This window comes from Streptomyces sp. NPDC018045, from assembly GCF_044327445.1.
Lineage (GTDB): Bacteria > Actinomycetota > Actinomycetes > Streptomycetales > Streptomycetaceae > Streptomyces.
Genome location: NZ_JBIRFL010000007.1, coordinates 284207 through 303169, shown reverse-complemented (window position 1 = coordinate 303169; position 18963 = coordinate 284207). Strand labels below are relative to the sequence as shown.

The following is an 18963-nucleotide window of genomic DNA, read 5'->3' as shown; positions in this document are numbered from 1 at the left end:
AGCTCGCATAGGCTCGAACGGTGTTGGTCCGATTGGCGCGGGCGCATCTGCGGCCCCATATGCGCCCGATATCCCTGATCGTGCTGCTCCAGCTCGTCCAGACGCTGGCGACCCTCTATCTGCCCACCCTGAACGCCGACATCATCGACAGCGGCGTCGTCAAGGGGGACATGGGCTACATCCTGCGCCTCGGCGGCGTCATGATCGCCGTGACGCTGCTGCAGATCGCCTGCTCGATCGGCGCCGTCTACTTCGGTGCCCGCACGGCCATGGCACTGGGCCGTGACATCCGGGCCGCGGTCTTCGACCGGGTGCAGTCCTTCTCCTCCCGCGAGGTGGGCAGGTTCGGCGCGCCGTCCCTGATCACCCGTACCACCAACGACGTGCAGCAGGTCCAGATGCTGGTCCTGATGACGTTCACCATGATGGTGGCGGCGCCCATCATGTGCGTCGGCGGCGTGGTGATGGCGCTCAACCAGGACGTGCCGCTGTCCGGCCTGATCCTGGTCATCGTGCCGGTCCTGGCGATCCTCGTGTCGCTGATCATCCGGCGGATGCGGCCGCTGTTCCGCGGGGTGCAGGAGCGCATCGACACCGTCAACCGGGTGCTGCGCGAGCAGATCACCGGCATCCGGGTCATCCGCGCCTTCGTCCGCGACGGGTACGAACGCGAGCGCTTCTCCGGCGCCAACCACGACCTGTACGACGTGTCGCTGCGCGCCGGCCGGCTGATGTCGCTGATGTTCCCGCTGGTCATGCTGGTCGTGAACGTCTCCAGCGTGGCCGTCGTGTGGTTCGGCGGACACCGCATCGACGGCGGCGGGATGCAGATCGGCGCGCTGACCGCCTTCCTCAGCTATCTGATGTACATCCTCATGTCGATCATGATGGCGACGTTCATGGTGATGATGCTGCCGCGCGCCGAGGTCTGCGCCGAGCGCATCCAGGAGGTGCTGGCCACCGACACCAGCGTCACCCCGCCGAAGGCCCCGGTCACCGAGCTGCGCCGACGCGGGGAACTGGAACTGCGGGGCGTCGAGTTCCGCTTCCCGGGCGCCGAGGAGCCGGTCCTCAAGGACATCTCGCTGACCGCGCGCCCCGGCGAGACCACCGCCGTCATCGGCTCCACCGGCAGCGGCAAGTCCACCCTCCTCGGCCTGGTGCCGCGGCTGTTCGACGCGACGGGCGGCGCGGTCCTCGTGGACGGCGTGGACGTCCGCACCCTCGCGCCCGAGACGCTGGCCACCGCCATCGGCCTCGTACCCCAGAAGCCGTACCTCTTCTCCGGGACCGTCGCCACCAACCTGCGCTATGGCAACCCCGACGCGACCGACGAGGAGCTGTGGCACGCGCTGGAGACCGCGCAGGCCCGGGACTTCGTCGAGCGCATGGAAGGCGGCCTGGAAGCGCCGATAGCCCAGGGCGGCGGCAATGTCTCCGGCGGGCAGCGGCAGCGCCTGGCCATCGCGCGGGCGCTGGTCCGCAGGCCGGAGATCTACCTCTTCGACGACTCCTTCTCGGCCCTGGACTACGCGACGGACGCCGCGCTGCGGGCCGCGCTGGCCCGGGAGACCGACCGGGCCACCGTCGTGATCGTCGCCCAGCGCGTCTCCACCATCCGCGGCGCCGACCGCATCGTCGTCCTCGACGAGGGCCGGGTGGTCGGCACCGGCACACACGCCGAGCTGATGGCGGAGAACGAGACCTACCGGGAGATCGTGCTCTCCCAGCTCACCGAGCAGGAGGCGGCGTGAGTAGCCAACAGGCCCCGCAGCGGCGCGGGCCGGCGCCGGCCGCCGGGCCCGCGCGCATGATGGGCGGCCAGCCCACCGAGAAGGTCATGGACTTCAAGGGCTCCGGCCTGCGGCTGCTGCGGCAGATGAAGCCCGAACAGGCGGTCATGTGGGTGGCGCTGGCGCTGGGCCTGCTCAGTGTCGCGCTGTCCGTACTGGCTCCCAAGATCCTCGGCCACGCCACCGACCTGATCATGGCGGGTGTCGTCGGCCGGCAGCTCCCCGGCGGCATCAGCAAGGCCGAGGCCGTCGCACACCTGCGCGCGCAGGGCGAGAACGGGCTGGCCGACATGCTCGGCACGATGCCGGTCGTCCCCGGCCAGGGCATCGACTTCGGCGCCGTCGGCACGGTTCTGCTGTGGGTCTTCCTGATCTACGTCGGCGCCTCGGTCTTCGGCTTCGTGCAGGCCCGGATCGCCACCCGCGTCGTGCAGCGGACCGTCTTCCGGATGCGCGAGCAGGTGGAGGAGAAGCTGTCGCGGCTGCCGCTGCGCCACTTCGACCAGCAGCCGCGCGGTGAGGTCCTCTCCCGCGCCACCAACGACATCGACAACATCGCGCAGACGCTCCAGCAGACCCTGAGCCAGATCGTGGCCTCGCTGCTGACCATCGTCGGCGTGCTGGCGATGATGTTCTGGATCTCGCCGCTGCTGGCCCTGGTCGCCCTGATCACGGTCCCGGTGTCGGTCGTCGTCGCCACCAAGGTCGGCAAGCGGGCGCAGCCCCAGTTCGTCCAGCAGTGGAAGACCACCGGCAGGCTCAACGCGCACATCGAGGAGATGTACACGGGCCACTCCCTGGTGAAGGTCTTCGGCCGCCAGAAGGAGTCCGCCGAGCTGTTCCGCAAGCAGAACGACGCGCTGTACGAGGCGGGCTTCAAGGCCCAGTTCATCTCCGGGATCATCCAGCCCGCGATGATGTTCATCGGCAACCTGAACTACGTCCTGGTGGCGGTGGTCGGCGGGCTGCGGGTCGCCTCCGGCGCGCTGTCCATCGGCGACGTGCAGGCGTTCATCCAGTACTCCCGGCAGTTCAGCCAGCCGCTCACCCAGGTCGCCTCGATGGCCAACCTGGTGCAGTCCGGTGTCGCCTCGGCGGAGCGCGTCTTCGAGCTGCTGGACGCCGACGAGCAGGAGCCGGACGACGCCCGGCCGCAGCGCCCCGAGCACGTCACCGGGCACGTCGTCTTCGAGGACGTCTCCTTCCGCTACGAGGACGACAAGCCGCTCATCGACGACCTGTCGCTGGCCGTCCACCCGGGCCAGACGGTCGCGATCGTCGGCCCGACCGGCGCCGGCAAGACCACGCTGGTCAACCTGCTGATGCGCTTCTACGAGGTACGCGGCGGCCGGATCACCCTGGACGGCGTGGACATCAAGGCGATGAGCCGCGAGGAGCTGCGCTCCAACATCGGCATGGTCCTCCAGGACACCTGGCTCTTCGGCGGCACCATCGCCGAGAACATCGCCTACGGCGCGCCCGAGGGCACCTCGATGGACAAGATCATCGAGGCGGCGAAGGCCACCCACGTGGACCGCTTCGTCCGCACCCTGCCCGACGGGTACGACACCGTCATCGACGACGAGGGCGCCAACGTCTCGGTGGGCGAGAAGCAGCTCATCACCATCGCCCGGGCCTTCCTCGCCGAGCCGGCGATCCTGGTCCTGGACGAGGCCACCAGCTCGGTCGACACCCGTACCGAGGTGCTCATCCAGCACGCCATGGCGCAGTTGCGCACCGGCCGCACCAGTTTCGTGATCGCGCACCGGCTGTCCACCATCCGCGACGCGGACCTGATCCTGGTCATGGAGTCCGGCGCGATCGTCGAGCAGGGCACGCACGACGTGCTGCTGGCGGCGGACGGCGCCTACGCGAAGCTGTACGCGGCGCAGTTCGCGGAGCCGCTGGCGGAGGCGGAGTGAGTCCCCGGCGCCGGGCGGGGGGCCGGTGAGCACCGGCCCGTACGCACGTGGCGAGCGGCGGCCCGTACCTTCCGGTGCGGGCCGCCGCCCCTTTCCCGGCGCGTCGCCGTCAGCCTCCGTACGGGGCTGTGGCCCGTTCGGCCGTCCATGCCGCGATCCGTTCGAGCAGGGCCTCGGGCGCCGCGTTCTCCGCGTGGCCGAAGCCGCGCTCCAGCCACAGTTCGCTGGTCGCCGGGTCGGCAGCGGCGGCGAGCATCCTCGGATGGTCCAGCGGGAAGTACGGATCCTGGTCGCCGTGCACGAGGAGCAGCGGGGTCGGGGCGATGCGCGGGACGGCCGCCACGGGAGAGAGCGGTACGGGGTCCCAGTCCTCCGGGTGAATGCGGGTGCGCAGTCCCAGGCGGGACACCAGGCGTCCCGTGGGCCGCGTCACCACCCAGTGCAGCCTGCGCATCGAGGCCGTACCCCGGTAGAACCACCGCGCGGGAGCACTCACCGACACCACCATGTCGGTACGCGCATCCGTGCGCCCCTCGCGCGCCCCTTGGAAGAGCGCGGCGTGCCGCAGGACGACCGAGCCGCCCATGGAGAATCCCACGGTCGCGACCCGGCGGTGGCCCAGGGCGCGCGCCCAGCCGACCGCCGCGGCCAGGTCCAGCACCTCCCGGTCGCCGACCGTGGAGCGCCCGCCGGACCGCCCGTGCCCGCGGAAGGAGAACGTGATCACGGCCGCACGCTGGGCGAAGACCGCGGCCGCGCGGCGCAGCGCGGGCCGTTCCAGCGCCCCGGTGAAGCCGTGCGCGAGGACGATGGCCGGAGCCTCCGAGGGGGTGCCCGAGGGGGCGCGCGGAGGCGTGTACAGGGCGTCGATCCGGACCCCGTCCTCCGTCAACAACACCGTGCGCCGGCCACTCGAAGTGATCGACGGAACACAAGATCGCGCAAAATCCGCCTCGGGTCCGGAAGTCATGTGGGCTATTCTGCTGGGCAAGAAGGATCCGGGCAGCGTTGCCCCCGGGTCCTTTTGTGCTTTCACCCGCGTTCACGCGCGGATGAGCACACCGGCGCTCCACAGGGCCCCCAGGGGTCCCGGGAGCCACCCGTACGAAGCAGTGCCGCATACGCCCCCATGGCCAGGAGCGGGCATGGGAGGGGCCCCGTTCGCAGGGACCGAGGAGGAACCAGACGTAATGGGCGAGCGAAGCGTGCAGGACACACAGGGCAGTAAACGGCCGGCCGGTACCCGGGCGGGTGATCGGCGATGAGTTCGCTGCTGCTCCTGACCAACGCCCTCCAGCCCTCGACGGAGGTGCTGCCCGCGCTCGGCCTGCTGCTGCACAGCGTCCGGGTCGCCCCGGCCGAGGGACCGGCCCTGGTGGACACCCCCGGGGCCGACGTCATACTGATCGACGGACGGCGCGACCTGCCGCACGTACGGTCGCTGTGCCAGTTGCTGCGGTCCACCGGGCCCGGCTGCCCCCTCGTGCTGGTGGTGACCGAGGGCGGGCTGGCCGCCGTCACCGCGGACTGGGGCATCGACGACGTCCTGCTCGACACCGCGGGCCCCGCCGAGGTCGAGGCCCGGCTGCGGCTGGCCATGGGCCGTCAGCAGATCACCGTCGACGACTGCCCGACGGAGATCCGCAACGGCGACCTGTCGGTGGACGAGGCGACCTACAGCGCCAAGCTCAAGGGCCGGGTCCTGGACCTGACCTTCAAGGAGTTCGAGCTGCTCAAGTACCTGGCGCAGCACCCGGGCCGGGTCTTCACCCGCGCCCAACTGCTCCAAGAGGTCTGGGGCTACGACTACTTCGGCGGCACCCGCACCGTCGATGTGCACGTACGGCGCCTGCGCGCGAAGCTGGGCCCCGAGCACGAGGCGCTGATCGGCACCGTACGCAACGTCGGCTACCGCTTCGTCACGCCGGAGAAGCCCGAGCGCGGCACGGAGGACAGGGAGCCGCAGGGCAAGCACGGCGGCCGGGCCGCGGCGAACGGAGACGGCCCGGAGGACGGCGCGGGCGCCGGAGCGCGCCGCTCCGCGCCCTCACGCGCCGGTGCCGGGCGGGAAGCCGCCGCGGCTCGGCCTGCCGAGAGCTGAGGCCACCCGCGTAGACTGCCGCGCGTGGCCAAGGTGACGCGGGATGATGTGGCAAAACTGGCGGGTACCTCGACCGCCGTGGTGAGTTACGTCATCAACAACGGACCGAGGCCGGTCGCCCCGGCCACGCGCGAGCGGGTGCTCGCGGCGATCAAGGAGCTGGGGTACCGCCCGGACCGGGTCGCCCAGGCGATGGCGTCCCGGCGCACGGACCTCATAGGACTGATCGTGCCGGACACCCGGCAGCCGTTCTTCGCGGAGATGGCACACGCCGTCGAGCAGGCGGCCGCCGAGCGCGGGAAGATGGTCCTGGTCGGCAACGCCGACTACCTCGACGAGCGCGAAGTGCACTATTTGCGCGCCTTCTTGGGCATGCGGGTGGCCGGGCTGATCCTGATCAGCCAGGGGCCCAGCGAGCACGCGGCGGCCGAGATCGACGCCTGGGACGCCCGGGTGGTGCTGCTGCACCGGCGGCCCGACGCCATCGACGACGTGGCCGTGATGACGGACGACGTCGGCGGCGCGCAGTTGGCCACCCGGCACCTGCTGGAGCACGGCCACCCGTACGTCGCCTTCCTCGGCGGCACGGAGCAGACCCCGAAGTCCGGTGACCCGGTGACCGACCACCTGGAGGGCTGGCGCCGGGCGATGGAGGAGTCCGGAAAGTCGCTCGAAGGGCGGTATTTCCAGGCGCCGTACAACCGGTACGACGCCTACCGGGTCGCCCTGGAACTGCTCGCCGGCCCGGACCGGCCGCCGGCCATCATGTGCGCCACCGACGACCAGGCGATCGGCGTCCTGCGGGCCGCCCGCGAGCTGCGCATCGACGTACCGGGCGAACTGGCGGTGGCCGGGTTCGACGACGTCAAGGAGGCGGCGCTGACCGACCCGCCGCTGACCACGGTCGCCTCCGACCGGGAGGCGATGGCGCGGGCGGCGGTCGACCTGGTGCTGGACGACGGCCTGCGGGTGGTCGGGTCGCGGCGCGAGCGGCTGCGGCTGTTCCCGGCGCGGCTGGTGGTCCGGGGGTCGTGCGGCTGCGGACCGGCCGCCGCCGGCACGGTGCCGAGCGTCGAGCGCGCGCCCCGTAGCTGATCTTCCTTACACCGGGCATACCGACTTCTGTCGGGCCTCTCAGGGCGTTCTCAGACGGTTCTCATGGTCGGCTCGCACAGTCGGGTACATGACCGAGACCTACCGCCGAAGCGGCGACGAGACACCTCAGCACCAGGGTTACGCCCACGGGCCGCAGGCGCAGGGCGGGACGAGCGGAGCGGACTACCCGGCGCCGCCGCCCCACCCGCCGTACGCCGCGCCGCAGACGGCGGTCGGCACCCCCGCCGGCCCCGGCGGCACCGCCGGCCCCGGCGGCACCGCCGGTTTCGGCGGCCCGGGTGGTCCGGGTGGCTCGGGTGGTCCGGAGGGCACCGGCACCGGCGCGCCCGCACCGCGCCGCCGGGCCCGCCGTCCCATCGCGCTGATCGCGGCCGTGGCGCTCGCCTCCGGACTGATAGGCGGCGGCAGCGCGGCCCTCATCGGCAGCGTCACGGACCAGCCGCAGACCAACACCACCACCCCGGCCGTCAACGCGGGCTCCGCGAAGAGCAACGGCAGCGTCTCCGCGGTGGCCAAGGCCGTCACCCCCGCCATAGTCGAGATCAAGGCGCGGACGGCGAGCGGCGAGTCCACCGGCTCCGGCGTGGTCATCACCCCGGACGGCGAGATCATCACCAACAACCACGTGGTGGCCGGCGCGGACTCGGTCGAGGTCACCTTCAGCGACGGCAGCAAGAAGCAGGCCGACGTGGTGGGCACCGACCCGGACAAGGACCTCGCGCTGATCAAGGTCAAGGGCGCCAAGAACCTCACCACCGCCTCGCTCGGCAACTCCGACAGCCTGGCGGTCGGCGACGAGGTCGTGGCCATCGGCTCCCCCGAAGGGCTCACCGGCTCGGTCACCAGCGGCATCGTCTCCGCCCTCAAGCGCGATGTGACGGTCCCCAAGGACGAGGACCGGCAGCAGCAGGAGCGGGGCGGGCCCGGCTGGCCGTTCGAGTTCGGCGGCAACCAGTACAACGGCGACACCGGACAGTCGAAGACCACGTACAAGGCCATCCAGACCGACGCGGCGCTCAACCCGGGCAACTCCGGCGGAGCGCTGATCGACATGAAGGGCCAGGTCATCGGCATCAACTCCGCTATGTACTCGCCGAGTTCCGCACAGGGCAGCAGCTCGGCGGGCAGCGTCGGCCTCGGCTTCGCCATCCCGATCAACACTGTCAAGGCGGACCTCGCCAACCTGCGGGCGGGCGGCAGCAGCCAGAGCTGAGGCGGGGGACGGCGCTGTACCGGCTCCCGGCGACGGGGCGGCCCCGGACCCCGGAACCCCGGGCCCCCGGAACCTCGGCGGCTCCCTTGGGCCCGGTGGCCGTGATGCCGCGTGCCCCACCGCCGCCTGAAACGTTTCTGTTCTGCCCGTGCCCTCTCCCGTGGCCCCCGCGTTCCCCGCCCCCCACCCCCGCTTCTTACCTCCCGCCCCTCCCTCCTCCCCCGCCCCGAACCTCACGTACGAGGAGGCCGTCATGGCCAGCAAGATCACCGTCCCGGTCCACCGCGCCCGCCGTGCCGTCGCGGCCGTCATCGCCTGGAGCGCGGGCGAGAAGCGGCACAGCGCGGGCGTGCTGACCGTCGACCACGGCGCGGACGCCCGTACCGGCCCCGCCGACCTGGACCTGGCTCTCGACCTGGCCGAGGCCGACGCCCGGGTGGCGCGGGCCCGCACCGGACGCCCCACGGAGGTCGCGGCGGCAGCGCGGCCGCGCCCCAAGCGGACCGGCGCGGCGGGCCCGGCCCGGCCGCCACGGGCCGCCGCCCGGAGGTGACCGGCCCGTCCGCGCACCCCGGCTCCGTACCCCGCGCACCGGGCGCCGTACGGAGCGCCGACGAGACCGTGCCGAGCGGCATGCCCGGGCCGCCGACGTGCGAGGCTGACATGCTGGACCGCGGAATCCCCGGTCAGCCGTCCACACCCACACCCGAGGTAGTCACAGCGATGAGTCCCGCCGAGCACGGTGATCAGCCCGCCCGCATCCTGATCGTCGACGACGAGCCGGCCGTCCGGGAGGCGCTGCGGCGCTCCCTCGCCTTCGAGGGCTACGGGACCGAACAGGCCGTCGACGGGCTCGACGCGGTCGAGAAGGTCGCCTCCTACGACCCCGAACTGATCGTGCTGGACGTGCTGATGCCCCGGATGGACGGGCTGACGGCCGCCCGGCGGCTGCGGGCGAGCGGCGTGACCGTACCGATCCTGATGCTGACCGCCCGCGACACGGTGGGCGACCGGGTCACCGGACTGGACGCGGGCGCCGACGACTACCTCGTCAAACCCTTCGAGCTGGACGAACTGCTGGCCCGTATCCGCGCGCTGCTGCGCCGCAGCTCATACGCGGCGGCGGCCGGCGCCCAGCCCGCGGAGGGCGACGCGCTGACCTTCGCCGACCTGCGGATGGACCTGGCGACCCGGGAGGTCACCCGCGGGGGCCGGCCGGTCGAGCTGACCCGTACCGAGTTCACGCTGCTGGAGATGTTCCTCGCGCACCCGCGCCAGGTGCTGACCCGCGAGCAGATCCTGAAGGCCGTCTGGGGCTTCGACTTCGAGCCGACCTCCAATTCCCTGGACGTGTACGTGATGTATCTGCGCCGCAAGACGGAGGCCGGCGGTGAACCGCGGCTGGTGCACACGGTGCGTGGTGTCGGGTACGTGCTGCGTGCCGAGGGCGGCGCGGAATGACCGACGCCCCGGCTCCGGGCGCCGCCGCCCCTTCCGCCGGAGGTGCGCCGCGGCGCCCCGGCCTGAAGGAACGCGCCGTGCGCCGCTACCGACAGCTCCCGCTGCGCTCCCGGCTGGCCATGCTCACGGCCGTCGCCGTCGCGGTCGCCGTGGCCGCCGCGGCGGCCGCCTGCTGGCTGGTGACCCGCGACCGGCTCACCGAGCAGCTCGACGCGACGCTGGCCCGGCAGACCGTGTCGGCCGACACCGTGCAGGCGCTGGCCGGCAAGTGCGCCGGTACGCTGCCGCCCGGCGCGTGGGTGAAGCTCCCCACCGACTACACCACCCAGATCGTGGCCGCCGACGGCTCCGTCTGCACGTCGTGGCTGAAGGACGCCATCCCCGCGCAGCGGTCGGACGTGGACGTGGCCGCGGGCCGGTCCGACCACGCGATCCACACCACACCGAACAACGACGGCACGGAGATGCGGGTCCTCACCCGTCCGTATCCGGACGTGACCGACGCGTCGGGTCGCCCGGTCGCGATCTCCGTCGCGACCCCCATGGCCCCGGTCACCCGGCCCCTCAACCAGCTCGCGCTGATCCTGCTGATCGTCACCGGCGTCGGTGTGCTGGGCGCCGCGACCGCGGGCCTGTGGGTGGCCCGTGCCGGTCTGAAACCCGTCGACCGGCTCACCGAAGCTGTGGAACGCGTCGCCCGTACCGAGGACTTGACGATCCGTATCCCCGCTGAAGGCGAGGACGAGATCGCGCGCCTGTCGCGCTCCTTCAACTCCATGACGGCGGCGCTGGCCTCCTCCCGCGACCTCCAGCAACAACTGATCGCGGACGCCGGCCACGAGCTGCGGACGCCGCTGACCTCGCTGCGTACCAACATCGACCTGCTGGTACGCAGCGAACAGTCCGGCCGGCAGCTCCCGGCCGAGGACAAGCAGGCGCTGCTGGCCTCGGTGAAGGCGCAGATGGGGGAGCTGGCCGCGCTCATCGGCGACCTCCAGGAACTCTCCCGCACGCCGGAGTCCGGGCCGGGCGGCTCGGCCGCCGTGCCGGTCGTCGCGCTGCACGAGGTCGTCGACTCGGCCCTGCGCCGCGCCCGGCTGCGCGGCCCCTCGCTGGACATCACCGCCGAGCTGGACCCCTGGTACGTACGGTCGGAGCCCGCGGCCCTGGAGCGCGCGGTGGTCAACCTGATGGACAACGCGGTCAAGTTCAGCGCGGAGGACGGCGCCGTCGAGGTGGATCTGCGCAAGGGCGAGCTGCGGGTACGCGACCACGGCCCCGGCATTCCCGAGGAGGAACTGCCGCACGTCTTCGAGCGGTTCTGGCGTTCGCCGTCCGCCCGCAGCCTGCCGGGCAGCGGGCTCGGGCTGTCGATCGTGGCGCGTACGGCGTACCAGGCGGGCGGCACGGTCGAGCTGCGGGCGGCACCGGGCGGCGGCACGGAAGCCCTGCTGCGCCTGCCGGGAGCGGCCACCCCACCGCCGGAGATGCCGCAGGAGTGAAGGGGCCCAGGGGCCGGTCAAGGAGCGGGGCCGGGCGGCCGCGGTCCCGGCCGGGCCCCGCCCGGCCCGCGACCCCGACTCCCCTCGCCGTTGTCCTTCGCCGCTACTTCACCTTGCCGCCCTTGTCCTCGCCCTCGCCCTTGTCCTCCGCCGCGCTGCCGATCGGCAGGCCGGAGCCGGTGATCCGTACCCGGATTCCGTCCTTCTCCACGGAGATGTCCCGCAGTCGCACGTCACCGGGCGTGTCCGGCAGCCGGAAGGACAGCGACAGCCGGTCGGCGAGCTGCGGTTTGGTCAGGCCGGACAGCGCGCCCAGGATCTTCGGGTCGATGCCGACCTTCTGGAGCAGCCACGGGTGGTCGATCACCACATCGACGAGGTTGACCTTCATGAGCTGCTCGATGAAGCGCGGTGCGCCGGTCAGTTCGTGCAGTTTCTTCTCGCTGCGCAGCGCGTCGTCGATGGCCTGTTGCGGGATGCCGAGGCGCTCCGCGATGGCCGGCACACCCAGCAGCGACTTCACCTTGGCGGCCTGCCGGCTCACCTCGGCCGCGGCCTTGCGGGTCAGCCGCAGGCCCTCTTCCTTGCCGGTGCCCGGGCGGTAGACGGCCACATCCGCGATGTCCAGGCGCATCTTGCTGATGTCGGTGGAGATCCCGCGGTCCCCGGCCTGCCGGATGTGCGCCTCCGCCCGTACGCGCAGCTCGTGCCCGGCGATCGGCAGTTGCCCGACGGCGCGTACGGAGTTGGGGCCCAGCTCACTGAAACGTACCTGTGAGGCGCCCAGTTCCCGGTTCATGTCGTCGAACGACAGCAGCACGGTGCCGCGCACGGTGCCGATGGTGGCGCCGCTGATGGAGGCGGGCAGGTCGCCGTCGAGCCGGACGTCCCGCGCGCTCGCCTCGACCTTGGCCAGGGACACCCGGTCGGCCGCCAGGTCGGGCACGGTGACATCCACCTGTTCGAGCCGCTTGCCGAGCACCTGCGTCAGGAAGGGAAAGCCCTTGATGTCCACTTCCGGGTTGGCGTTCAGGTGCAGCGACTCCTTGAGCTTCTCCTCGGCCTTGTTCTGCGCGTACAGCACGGCGAAACGGTCCGACAGGGCCAGGAACGCCACACACACCAGGACCGCGACCAACAGCTTCGCCGTCTTGGGCACCGCCGCGAACCGGCTGATCCCGCGCTTGCGGCGGCGGTGGTTCGGCGGTGTCCAGGCCTTCGGGTCGTCCTCGTCGGAGCGCAGCCCCAGGCCCAGCGGGTCGTCGCTGTCGTCGCGCTCGTTGAGGTAGGTACGCCGGGTCAGCGGCGCGTTGCCGGGCGGGGGCTCCTCGCCGGGCTCCGGCTCGGGATCGGCGAGCGCGGCCAGGTCCGCGTACGGGTTGATCCTCTCGAACTGCGCGGTGTCACGGATGCCGCGGTCACGTCCGCCGTCGCTCCCGCCCGTACCGCCCGTACCGCCCGTACCGCCCGTACCGCTTGTGTCGTCCGTACCGGCCGTACTGCCCATGGCGCCCGTGCTGCCCTGTTCGTCACGCGCGGCTGCGGGGCGGGGGTGCCGGTCCGCTGCTGCTCTCTGCGGTGTTGTCCGAGATTCCGAGGTGTCCGGTGTGGGGGAGGGGTTCGAGGAGGGTGAAGGTATGCGTGTGGGGATGCGCATCAGGACATCCCACCACGATGACAACCCTCGAACGCAAGTCCTACTGGCGGTAAGTGAGGTATACGCGGGCTTGTCCGGTCCGCTTGGCCGGAACCGGCCGGTGTCCCGGTTGCCGGACGCCTGGCGCCCCCCGCCGGGGCGGGAATTCCCCGTGCGCCCCGGTGTTGGTCATGATCAGCAGTCGTATCACGTCTCCTGAAAGGGCGCAGTGATGATCGTAGTAACCGGAGCCACCGGCAACATCGGCCGCAGTCTCGTCGGGCAGCTTCTCGCGGAGGGCGCCTCCGTACGGGCCCTGACCCGCGATCCCGAACGGGCCGGGCTGCCGTCCGGAGCCGAGACGGTACGGGCCGACCTGACCGACCCGGCCTCGCTCGAACCGGCCCTGAACGGCGCCGACGCGCTCTTCCTCAACCTGGCGGCGGGCGGCGGCGACGCGGCCGCGGCCGTCGTCGAGGCGGCGGCGAAGGCCGGTGTGCGCCGTATCGTCCTCAACTCCTCGATAGCCGTCACCGACGAGCCGGCGGACGAGGGGGACTTGCTCGCCCGGATGCACGGTGCCGTCGAGAGGGTGGTGCGGGACTCCGGCCTGGAGTGGACCTTCGTACGCGGTGGTGCGTACGCCGCCAATGCCCTGCAGTGGGCCGCGGAGATCCGGGCGGGCGGCGTGGTCCGTGACCCGCAGCCGGACGCCGTCTTCGCGCCCGTGCACGAGGAGGACCTCGCCGCCGTCGCCGCGGTGGCCCTCCTGGACCGTACGGGTGCCCACGCCGGCCAGGTGTACGTGGTCACCGGTCCGGAGGCCCGCACCAGGGCGGAGCAGGTCGCCGAGATCGGCCGCGTCCTCGGGCGCGAGACGCGGCTGGAGGTGATCTCCGAGGAGCAGGCGGCCGAGGAGTACGCCATACCGAACCTGTCCAAGGAGGCCATGCTCGAACTCTTCCGCTTCTTCGGCACCACCGTCGGCACCACTCCGCTGATCACCGACACCGTCCAGCGGGTCGTCGGCCGCCCGGCCCGCACGTTCGCCCAGTGGGTCCAGGACCACGCCGCCGACTTCCGCTGAGCGGCCACGCGGGCCACGGACGTTGTCAGTGGTGGGTGCCAGACTGCGGACATGACCGATAACGCTGTGCAGGGCCCGGCCGGTTGCTTCCCGTCCATCGAGAAGAAGTACGGGCGGCCCATGGCCGAGTGGCGGGTCCTCGTCCGTGCCGCGCCGCTGAGCCGGCATCTGGAGCTGGTCGGCCGGCTCAAGGCCGAGCACGGGATGAGGCACGGACACGCCAACGCCCTGGTGGCGCAGACCCTCGCGGAGGCCGGTGGCAGGTAACGCGTGGCAGGGCGGGGCTCGCTCACGCCGTGCGGTCGCCGACGCGTACGCGCCGGGCCTGGGCGAGGGCGGCGCGCAGGCCCTCGGCCGGCACGGGCAGGGCGGGGACGTCGGCCAGGCGCTCGCGCGGGGCGTCCGGGTCGGCGGCGTACAGCCGGGTGCAGGCGGTCGCTCCCGGCTCGAACCGCCAGCTCGCGGCGAGCGGACCGGCGTCCACCGTGTCGAAGCCGAGCCGGTCGATCAGGGCCGCCGCCGCGGCCTTCGCCCCGTCCTCGTCACCGGCGATCGGCAGGGCGGAGCGGTCCGGGGCGCCGGTGGGGCGGGCGAGTTGGGGCAGGTGGTGCGCCAGGACGGTACTGAACGCCTTGACCAGGTGTGCGCCGCGCAGATGCTGGCCGACGAGTTCGCCGGTGGTCAGCTCCGCGCGGTCGAGCGAGGTGATCCGGCCGTCGCGGGCCGGGCGGTAGTTGCTGGTGTCCAGCACGGTCCGGCCCCGTAGGGCGGCCACGGGCAGGGCCGGGACGGCGGTCAGCGGTACGGCCGTCACGATGAGGTCACCGGCCCGCGCGGCCTCCTCGGCGGTACCGGCGGCGGCCCACGGGCCCAGCTCGGCGACGAGTCCCGTGAGGCTGTGCGGGCCACGGGAGTTGGCCAGCACCACCGGGATGCCGGCCGCCACCGCCAGCCGGGCGACCGCCGTGCCGATGTGCCCGCTCCCGATGATTCCCAGAGTCGGCATTGCCCTCAACCTCGCTGCTGTCGTGGCGGATCGTCGGTCCGGCCGGTCACGCGTACGGGCATGCCCCCCGAGCCCGGTCGGGATGCCGCCACCCTAGCCCATGTTCACGCAGAGGCGAACATGGGTGGGCGGGTGCGGCCGGGTCTCAGAAGTCCACCCGCGCACGGTCGTCGACGCGGGCCACCGACTCCTGACCGAAACGCTTCAGGTAGGCGGCGCGAATCTGTTCGATCTTGGGATCGTCGGCCCCCGCCGCGGAGACGGGACGGAGCAGGATCAGCTCGTACGAGCGCTCCCGTTCGATCGTGCCGTGCGCGTCGCGGTACTGCCCGTACCCGTCCTGGACGGTGAGGCCGCCGGGGAAGCGCGGGGTGACGACCGCGTCGACGAAGGCCCGGAACTCCCGGTCGGTGACCGCCGGACCGCCGTTAGGCCGCGCGGTGCCGAACAGCAGGCTCGTCTCGACGTAGGGCCGCCCCGCGGCGGCCTGCTGCGGCGCGGCAGCGGTCGCGGCGGCCCCTGACTCGCCGGTGAACGCGGCATACGCGGCTGGGGCACCGGCGCCCAGCAGCGCGGCACTCAGGGTGAGCGCGGCCAGACGCGAACGGGAGCGGTGGGGACGGCGGGGGTCGCAGGAACGGTCGGAGGTCGGCGTCATCGCACGTGCCTTTCGGGGAGCGGAGTGCGGACGGGGAGCGAAGGTAGCGAGCGACAGCGAGCGGCGCGCTCCGCGTACGGTCGCTTCCGGCCACCCCGGCGGCGCACGCCCGGCCGGGGCCACACCGCGCACGCCCGGCCGGGGCCACACCGCGCACGCCCGGCCGGGGCCACACCGCGCACGGCCGTTCGGAACCCCACGGCGTACGGCCGTCCGGGAGCCCATCGGCGTACGGCCCGGCGGAAGCCACCCGCCGGGCCGTACCCGTACCCATGTCCCTCTCCGGTCCGTCTCCGAACCGTCTCCGGCCCGTCTCCGGTCCGAAGCCCCGCCCGAGGGTTACTTCACGACCGTGATCCGGTCCGTCTTCGGCGGCGCGAGCGGCGCGGAGGCCGAGGAGTGCGCCGTCAGGTACGCGGTCAGCGCGTCCAGGTCGGACGGCCCGACGTACTTGTCCTTGCCCTGCTTGAGGGCGGCGAAGCCGTCCCCGCCACCGGCCAGGAACTCGTTCATGGCGACCCGGTAGCTCTTCGCGGGGGCGATCGGGGCGCCGTTCAGCCGCACCGTGTCCTTGACCACGCGGCCGGCGCCGGACTTGGTCAGGTCCAGGGTGTACGTCAGCCCCTTCGACACCTGAAGGATCTTCGGCGACGCCTCGTTCGCGCCGCTGACCTGCTGCTGGAGCGCGGTCAGCAGGTCGGCGCCGGTGAGGGTCACGACGGTGGTCAGGTTGGTGAAGGGCTGCACGGTGAAGGCCTCGCCGTACGTGACGACGCCGTCCCCCTCGTTCCCGGACGCCTTGTGCGCCAGGTCGGCGCGCACCCCGCCGGGGTTCATCAGGGCGAGCTGCGCGCCGCCCTTGCCGGCCGCCTGGGTGGCCTCGAACTGCGCGTCGGAGATCAGGTTGCCGAGCGGCGTCTCGGGGCTTGCCGAGCCGCGGCCCGGGATGTCGGCGGAGATGTAGCCGACGGGCTTGTCCGCGACCGGCGCGGCGAGCTTGTTCCAGCGCTGGATGAGCGCGGTCATGTCCGGGGCCTTGGGCTGCGTGCGGTGGACGACGTGGTTGCGCGCGGCGGCCGACTTCACCGACGTACGGACGATGTCCTTGGTGCGGCGGTCGTAGGTGAGCGTCGTGTCCGTGTACAGCTTGCCGAACGAGGCGGCCGAGGTGACGGTGCGCGGCATCCCGGCCGGGTCCGGGATCGTGCAGGTGTACGCCTGGTGGGTGTGGCCGGTGACCAGCGCGTCCACCTTCGGCGTGACCTTCTTGGCGATCGCGGCGATCGGTCCGGATATCCCCGCGCCGGGCCCCGGGCTGTCGCAGTCGTGGTTGTACGCGGTGGAGGCGGGCAGACCACCCTCGTGGACGAGCGCGACGATCGACTTCACGCCCTGCCGGTCCAGCTCCTTGGCGTACTTGTCGATGGTCTCGGCCTCGTCGTGGAACTTCAGGCCCTTGACGCCGTTGGCGCTGACCACGTCGGGCGTGCCCTCCAGCGTGACCCCGATGAAGCCGATCTTGACGCCCTTGTGCTTCCAGACGGTGTACGGCTTGAGGATCGGCCGGCCGGTCTTCTCGTCGGTGACGTTGGCGGCGAGGTACGGGAAGCCGGCGCCCTTGAAGCGCTTGCCCTTCTCGTAGCAGCCGTCGGTGGGGTGGCAGCCGCCCTTCTGGAGGCGGGTCAGCTCGGCACGGCCCTCGTCGAACTCGTGGTTGCCGACGGAGGTGACGTCCAGGCCGAGCTTGTTCATGGCCTCGATGGTCGGCTCGTCGTGGAAGAGCCCGGACAGCAGCGGGCTGGCGCCCACCATGTCGCCGGCCGCGGCGGTGACCGAGTACGGGTGGCCCTTGCGGGCCGTACGGAGCGCGTTGGCCAGGTACTCGACACCGCCCGCCGCGATCTTCTTCGTGCTGCCGTCCGGCTGCTGCTCCTCGACGGTGCCGGCGGAGCCCTGCGGGGGCTCCAGATTGCCGTGGAAGTCGTTGAAGGACAGGAGCTGCACGTCGACGGTGCGGGCGGCGTGTCCGCCCCCGTGACCGGGCCCGTGGCCGTTCCCCGGGCCGGTGTGGCGGGCGTGGGCGGCGGGCGCGGTGGTTTCGGCGCCGGCCGGTGCCGCGGCCGAGATGCCGACGGCGGCGGCGAGCACCGCCGCCCCGGCCGTCAGTCTGCGCGTCGCGCGCCGCCGCTGCGGTCTCGGTGACATGAGGAGGGTCTCCCTTGTGGGCTGGTGTCCGAGCGCACGCAGCCTACGGTCAACGCGCGTAGCGGAACAGGGGTCGGCCGGTGACGGGCCGGTGTGCATCCGGTGTACCGGTGCCCGGGCCGTACGCTTCGAAGCATGACTGACGCAGCACAGGACAAGGGCCGGACGGGCCGGCGGATCGAGGTCGTGGACGAGCCGGCGCCGGATGCGGCCGCCGCCGTCCTCGCACTGATCGAGCAGGCCGCGGCGACGGACGGGCAGCCCGCCGTGTCCGAGCAGGGGCGGCTCCAACTGCGCGGCGGGCGGCGTACGGGCGTACGGCACCTGTTGCTGTACGTACCGGGCGGGCCGGACGACGAGGCCGGGGTGCTCGCCGGATACGCCCAGTTGGAGGACACCGACCCCGTGGAGGCGCCGGCCGCCGAACTGGTGGTGCACCCGTCGCACCGGGGGCACGGCCACGGCCGCGCGCTGGGCACCGGACTGCTGGAGCAGTCCGGCCGCCGCCTTCGGGTGTGGGCGCACGGCGGCCATGCCGCGGCCCGTCACCTCGCCCAGACCCTCGGCATGACGCTCTTCCGCGAGCTGCGGCAGATGCGCCGTCCGCTGAGCGGCCTGGAGCTGGCGGAACCGCCCCTTCCGGAAGGGGTGTCCGTACGGACCTTCCAGCCGGGCACCGACGACGCCGCGTGGCTGGAGGCGAACGCGGCGGCCTTCGCCCACCACCCCGAGCAGGGCTCGCTGACCCAGCGGGACCTGGACGACCGCAAGGCCGAGCCGTGGTTCGACCCCAAGGGCTTCTTCCTCGCGGAGCGGGACGGCCGGCTGGTCGGCTTCCACTGGACCAAGATCCACGCCGAGGAGGGCCTGGGCGAGGTGTACGTGGTCGGCGTGCGGCCGGACGCCCAGGGCGGCGGGCTCGGCAAGGCGCTCACCGCGATCGGACTGCGGCACCTGGCGGGGCAGGACGTACCGACGGCGATGCTCTACGTCGACGCGGACAACGTACCCGCCGTGACCGTCTACGAGCGGCTCGGTTTCACCACGCACGAGACGGACCTGATGTACCGCACGGAGACGTGAGGACGCGCGGCGCGGCGTCGTCCGGACGCCACCCGGCACGCGCCTGCCGGCCGCCTCCGGCGCGGACAGAACCCGGCGTACCGGCCGACTCGTTGGGCCGGACGGCGGACGTGACCGATCGTCTTCCGCGCCTGCCGCCGGGGCCCGGGCCCGGTCCGTACGGGGCCCGGCGCCCGGGCG

Annotated in this window: 16 protein-coding genes; 11 read left to right on the top strand and 5 right to left on the bottom strand. The window is 72.5% G+C overall.

Annotated elements, in window-relative coordinates; translation table 11 throughout:
* Positions 1-20 precede the first annotated feature (20 nt).
* On the top strand, positions 21-1754 hold the full coding sequence (locus ACH4EB_RS19720; protein WP_398348812.1) for an ABC transporter ATP-binding protein: 1734 nt from the start codon (positions 21-23) through the stop codon (positions 1752-1754).
* Positions 1755-1813: 59 nt separating this feature from the next.
* Positions 1814-3715: an ABC transporter ATP-binding protein gene (locus ACH4EB_RS19715; protein ID WP_398348872.1), complete on the top strand. Its 1902-nt coding sequence runs from the start codon at positions 1814-1816 to the stop codon at positions 3713-3715.
* Positions 3716-3824: 109 nt separating this feature from the next.
* Here ACH4EB_RS19715 and ACH4EB_RS19710 read toward each other — a convergent pair whose 3' ends face one another.
* Positions 3825-4685: an alpha/beta hydrolase gene (locus ACH4EB_RS19710; protein WP_398348811.1), complete on the bottom strand. Its 861-nt coding sequence runs from the start codon at positions 4683-4685 to the stop codon at positions 3825-3827.
* Positions 4686-4976: 291 nt separating this feature from the next.
* On the opposite strand from ACH4EB_RS19710, the gene ACH4EB_RS19705 reads away from it, so the two are divergent.
* From ACH4EB_RS19705 to ACH4EB_RS19680, 6 genes are all read left to right on the top strand, one after another.
* On the top strand, positions 4977-5816 hold the full coding sequence (locus ACH4EB_RS19705; RefSeq protein ID WP_398348810.1) for a response regulator transcription factor: 840 nt from the start codon (positions 4977-4979) through the stop codon (positions 5814-5816).
* Between the two features lie 24 nt (positions 5817-5840).
* Positions 5841-6911 (top strand): LacI family DNA-binding transcriptional regulator, encoded by a 1071-nt coding sequence (locus ACH4EB_RS19700; protein ID WP_398348809.1) that lies wholly within the window; start codon positions 5841-5843, stop codon positions 6909-6911.
* A gap of 88 nt (positions 6912-6999) precedes the next feature.
* Positions 7000-8145, top strand: coding sequence for a S1C family serine protease (locus tag ACH4EB_RS19695; RefSeq protein ID WP_398348808.1), 1146 nt, complete (start codon positions 7000-7002; stop codon positions 8143-8145).
* Between the two features lie 253 nt (positions 8146-8398).
* Positions 8399-8698: a hypothetical protein gene (locus ACH4EB_RS19690; protein WP_398348807.1), complete on the top strand. Its 300-nt coding sequence runs from the start codon at positions 8399-8401 to the stop codon at positions 8696-8698.
* Between the two features lie 170 nt (positions 8699-8868).
* Entirely contained in the window at positions 8869-9606 is a 738-nt protein-coding gene (locus ACH4EB_RS19685; protein WP_398348806.1) for a response regulator transcription factor, read from the top strand.
* On the top strand, positions 9603-11108 hold the full coding sequence (locus tag ACH4EB_RS19680; protein ID WP_398348805.1) for a sensor histidine kinase: 1506 nt from the start codon (positions 9603-9605) through the stop codon (positions 11106-11108). The genes ACH4EB_RS19685 and ACH4EB_RS19680 overlap by 4 nt, the downstream gene beginning before the upstream one ends.
* A 103-nt stretch (positions 11109-11211) precedes the next feature.
* Here ACH4EB_RS19680 and ACH4EB_RS19675 read toward each other — a convergent pair whose 3' ends face one another.
* Positions 11212-12615 carry a DUF2993 domain-containing protein gene (locus ACH4EB_RS19675; RefSeq protein ID WP_398348804.1) on the bottom strand — a complete coding sequence of 468 codons (1404 nt, stop codon included), beginning with the start codon at positions 12613-12615 and terminating at the stop codon, positions 11212-11214.
* A gap of 361 nt (positions 12616-12976) precedes the next feature.
* On the opposite strand from ACH4EB_RS19675, the gene ACH4EB_RS19670 reads away from it, so the two are divergent.
* A complete protein-coding gene (locus ACH4EB_RS19670) occupies positions 12977-13831 on the top strand; it encodes an SDR family oxidoreductase (RefSeq protein WP_398348803.1) in 855 nt (284 codons plus the stop codon).
* A gap of 51 nt (positions 13832-13882) precedes the next feature.
* Positions 13883-14098, top strand: coding sequence for a DUF4287 domain-containing protein (locus ACH4EB_RS19665; RefSeq protein WP_398348802.1), 216 nt, complete (start codon positions 13883-13885; stop codon positions 14096-14098).
* A gap of 22 nt (positions 14099-14120) precedes the next feature.
* Here ACH4EB_RS19665 and ACH4EB_RS19660 read toward each other — a convergent pair whose 3' ends face one another.
* From ACH4EB_RS19660 to ACH4EB_RS19650, 3 genes are all read right to left on the bottom strand, one after another.
* Positions 14121-14837 (bottom strand): NADPH-dependent F420 reductase, encoded by a 717-nt coding sequence (locus tag ACH4EB_RS19660; protein ID WP_398348801.1) that lies wholly within the window; start codon positions 14835-14837, stop codon positions 14121-14123.
* A 145-nt stretch (positions 14838-14982) separates the two neighbouring features.
* Entirely contained in the window at positions 14983-15495 is a 513-nt protein-coding gene (locus ACH4EB_RS19655) for a DUF3574 domain-containing protein (RefSeq protein WP_398348800.1), read from the bottom strand.
* A 339-nt stretch (positions 15496-15834) separates the two neighbouring features.
* The gene (locus ACH4EB_RS19650; protein ID WP_398348799.1) at positions 15835-17700 is read right to left on the bottom strand and encodes a bifunctional metallophosphatase/5'-nucleotidase; all 1866 of its coding nucleotides are present in this window, start codon (positions 17698-17700) and stop codon (positions 15835-15837) included.
* Positions 17701-17835: 135 nt separating this feature from the next.
* Here ACH4EB_RS19650 and mshD point away from each other — a divergent pair, with 135 nt between their 5' ends.
* Positions 17836-18783 carry a mycothiol synthase gene (gene mshD, locus ACH4EB_RS19645; RefSeq protein WP_398348798.1) on the top strand — a complete coding sequence of 316 codons (948 nt, stop codon included), beginning with the start codon at positions 17836-17838 and terminating at the stop codon, positions 18781-18783.
* Positions 18784-18963 lie beyond the last annotated feature (180 nt).